Raw genomic sequence first — 3,333 nt, forward strand, 5'->3', positions numbered from 1 at the left:
TTCTTATTTCTTTTAAGGATATTGCCATTGTTTATTTTTTATCCCAAAGATAACAACTATTGAGTATCAAGCAATTACACCAGAACATCTCTAATATTCCATAATCTTTTACCCATTTAGCCGCCCAAACCCCATAACTCCCATCAGTACTATCATCAATACTACATCCAAGTCGACCCTGACCAATTTCTATTCTTGAACCACCATAGATAGGCTCACTTGCAACATCAGCAGGGTAAATTTCCTCACTACTTTGCGCAATTTGAACTCCCATTAATGTGCTTACGCCTAATGCATATCCGAAAGAAACGCAGTCACCTATTTCTTGTTGCCATACAGGAAATTTCCTACTTGTTGCTTGCTCGAAGATAGAATGAAGTAACGAGATTTTTCCCTTTCCTGATCCATTTATCTTTTTATAAAAAGATAAATCATTGTAATTTTCTTTTTGACGCATTTTTTTAAATTCAATTGGATCGTCAATCCATCCAAAAAATTTTGAGAAACCTTGCATATTATTTTATTAAATTAGTTATAGAGTTTCCTTACTTTTTAATTCTGGTTATCCTAAATTTCACAACATGAAATAGTATCAAATTTTTCATATGCCTGAAATTTGGGAGAGAAAACACCTCCAAGTTTATCGATACACTCATCTGAATTAATTTTTCATAGACTTTTTTCAATATTTTCTCTATAGTCTACCTCGTCACAAAATGAAAAAACTAAAATTTCCAAATGTATAATTTTTCTTGCCCTAATTTATTACTAGAGGTGTTTTGTGAAAAGGCTTTTTTATTAACAAATAGCAATTAATGACAAGTTAGACTATAAGTAAGAATATATTTAAAATCAACTAATTGGCCTAGTCGACAGAAACAGCTACAAAGTCGTGTAGAGAATTTAGAGGCACTTTATAAGTATCTAATAATCAATTGTATATATCGTGTAACTCTTTAATTTCCATGTCCAGCAAGTAGATGTTTTTCTTTTATGAAAAATTGGACTTATTTTCATAATACTGGTTCTAATTTATTTTGTAATAAATCCCTTATGATAGACTAGATGATCAAGAATAACAATTAATTATGGACTCAAATGATAAAATTACACACTTAGGTGTAAAAGTTCCTATAAAAATGCTAAACGACTTTTACCCTGTTTCTGCCGTATACGCTGAATATGCGCACTTTTTACTTTTTTGTAAAGTAGTTAGCCTAATCTTACACTTTACTGGTCGGACCTCTTATCCGTTTCTATCCTTCGTTTATAATTGATGAATTTGAATTGGTTATTGGTAGATTAAACTTTTGCTGTACGAAAGTACTATACCGAATTGATTTGATGATACTATTTAACGAACCAACTATATCTAATCTTGGGAAGTCTAATCCAGTATTATCAACATTATCCTTTTCGTCATCTCCATCATTTATCGTTACCGCACCACGCTTCAAGAAACTTTCTATTTCTTTAATTGTAGGTAAAATCTTAAAATGTCTTTGATATAATTCTTGAATTAGAATTATTGCACCTACTGTAACAGGCGTAGCTTGGCTTGTTCCATGCTGAATTGATTCACCTTTGTCATTATCGATTCCGGATGAAGTAACAGGTGCTCCAGGAGCAAAAATGGTTGTTGAGTTACTTAAAGAAATAGTAGGATGAAGTCTTTGTGAAAACGGTGTAATCCTATCTTTATCAGTACTGTAAGCTGTAGCTCCACTCGATGGATAAGTAAATGATCCCTCATTTGCATCATAAACAGCACCAACACTAATACATTCCCTAATAATAGCAGGATATGACATTCCTTGTTGACTATTATGAGAGAAAAAATCATTCCCTGATGCTATTGCAACAGCTATTCTTTTTGTTCGTAATAACTGAATTCTATTTCGCAATACACCTTGGTTGGTTAATTCACCTTCACTACGATAGTTTCCTGAATCTCCAAGTGACATGCAAACCGTTGTTATATTATATTTTGTATGGTTTTCTAAAATCCAATCTAAAGCTTTTGCTACTGATGCAAAATTGCCACCTCCTGAGTTTGAAAGTACTTTAATTGGAATAATATTGGCACCTGGAGCAATCCCTTTATGGATGCCGTTTGCAACAATGATTCCACCAACATTAGTCCCATGTCCATTACCATCTAAAGCATCATTGGGATCCCCATTATTATCTTGTGTGAAATTTAATTGTTTTGGCACCCTTCCTTTAAAGTCTACGTGTGTCGTTCTTAGGCCTGTATCTAATACAGCAACTGTGTACCCTTTACCAGATACTTTGAAGGTATTTCTGGCTATTATTGTCCGCACTAAATCATCGACCTCCGCATCTAATATTCCTAGTTCTGGAATTTGGGGCTTGTCAAATTGTGCAGGAGAAATTACTGGTGTGATTTTGTCAACTTGTTTAAACATAATGGTATTGATTTAGAAATTAATTATTCATTGGAGTTGGTACCAATAAACCTGCTAATGCTCCTATACAAGTAGATGCTATCATAATAAAAAACTCATCAACAGGCTGGTCTTTAATAAATATTATGAGTGAGGCAAGAATAATCGATAGTAACAATACTGTACCAACAATCATGACAACACTCATAAATACTTTTTTATCTAAAATTGGATGGCTTTCATCGGCTATTTTTTCAAGGTACTCCATTTGCTCGTAATCAAATTTTGGAGATACTAGCTCATCTGACTTAATTTTTGCTATAAATTTTTTTATTTCGCTCATATTATTAGTTTAAAAAAAAGTGAGAGAATTAAATAAAGCTTCATAGTGTTTCAATTTAAAAATTATTATTACCTTATCTTTCTATGTCTCAAATGAAAGCTATTTTAAATAATTATGGTACCATGAATTAGATTCTGGTAGTCTTGAATTAGATTCTGGAGGGTTTTAATTCTTATAAGAAATTATAATTCTGCTTGAGAGAGTTCATTTGATTTTAGTTACAAGAAAAAAACCTAAAGAATAAATAAGATTAGTTACAATGTTTAGTGTATTGTGAATGAACCATAGGTTATTTCTTAAGTCATACTCTTTAAAAAGGATTATAAAAAAAGTAGAAAAATTATAGAAGAAAATACCTGTTAGAATCCAAAATAAGGGTTTCGTATTAGGTAATGGGCTTCTCTCAATGTTATCAAGTAAGATGAAACTCGCAAAAAAAGAAATGAGTATACCATAAAACGCATCAATAAATGGAAAAGATAACGAATGGCTATTTCGGAGGGTCCATGCCAGTGATTCCGGTCTCATGGGTGCCACTTTAAAAGTGTGGTACAATTTAGTAAAAAAAAAATTAATCTTGCT

Annotated in this window: 3 protein-coding genes; all 3 read right to left on the reverse strand. The window is 32.0% G+C overall.

Annotation, left to right across the window (positions count from 1 at the left end; genetic code table 11):
• Positions 1–31: 31 nt before the first annotated feature.
• Positions 32–514: a hypothetical protein gene (locus tag A3EM_RS0139280; RefSeq protein ID WP_020533729.1), complete on the reverse strand. Its 483-nt coding sequence runs from the start codon at positions 512–514 to the stop codon at positions 32–34.
• A gap of 742 nt (positions 515–1,256) precedes the next feature.
• Complete coding sequence (locus tag A3EM_RS45130) at positions 1,257–2,429, reverse strand: S8 family peptidase (RefSeq protein WP_020533730.1); 1,173 nt, start codon at positions 2,427–2,429, stop codon at positions 1,257–1,259.
• A 19-nt stretch (positions 2,430–2,448) separates the two neighbouring features.
• Entirely contained in the window at positions 2,449–2,751 is a 303-nt protein-coding gene (locus A3EM_RS0139290; RefSeq protein WP_020533731.1) for a hypothetical protein, read from the reverse strand.
• Positions 2,752–3,333 lie beyond the last annotated feature (582 nt).

The organism is Flexithrix dorotheae DSM 6795 (assembly GCF_000379765.1).
Classification (GTDB): domain Bacteria; phylum Bacteroidota; class Bacteroidia; order Cytophagales; family Flammeovirgaceae; genus Flexithrix; species Flexithrix dorotheae.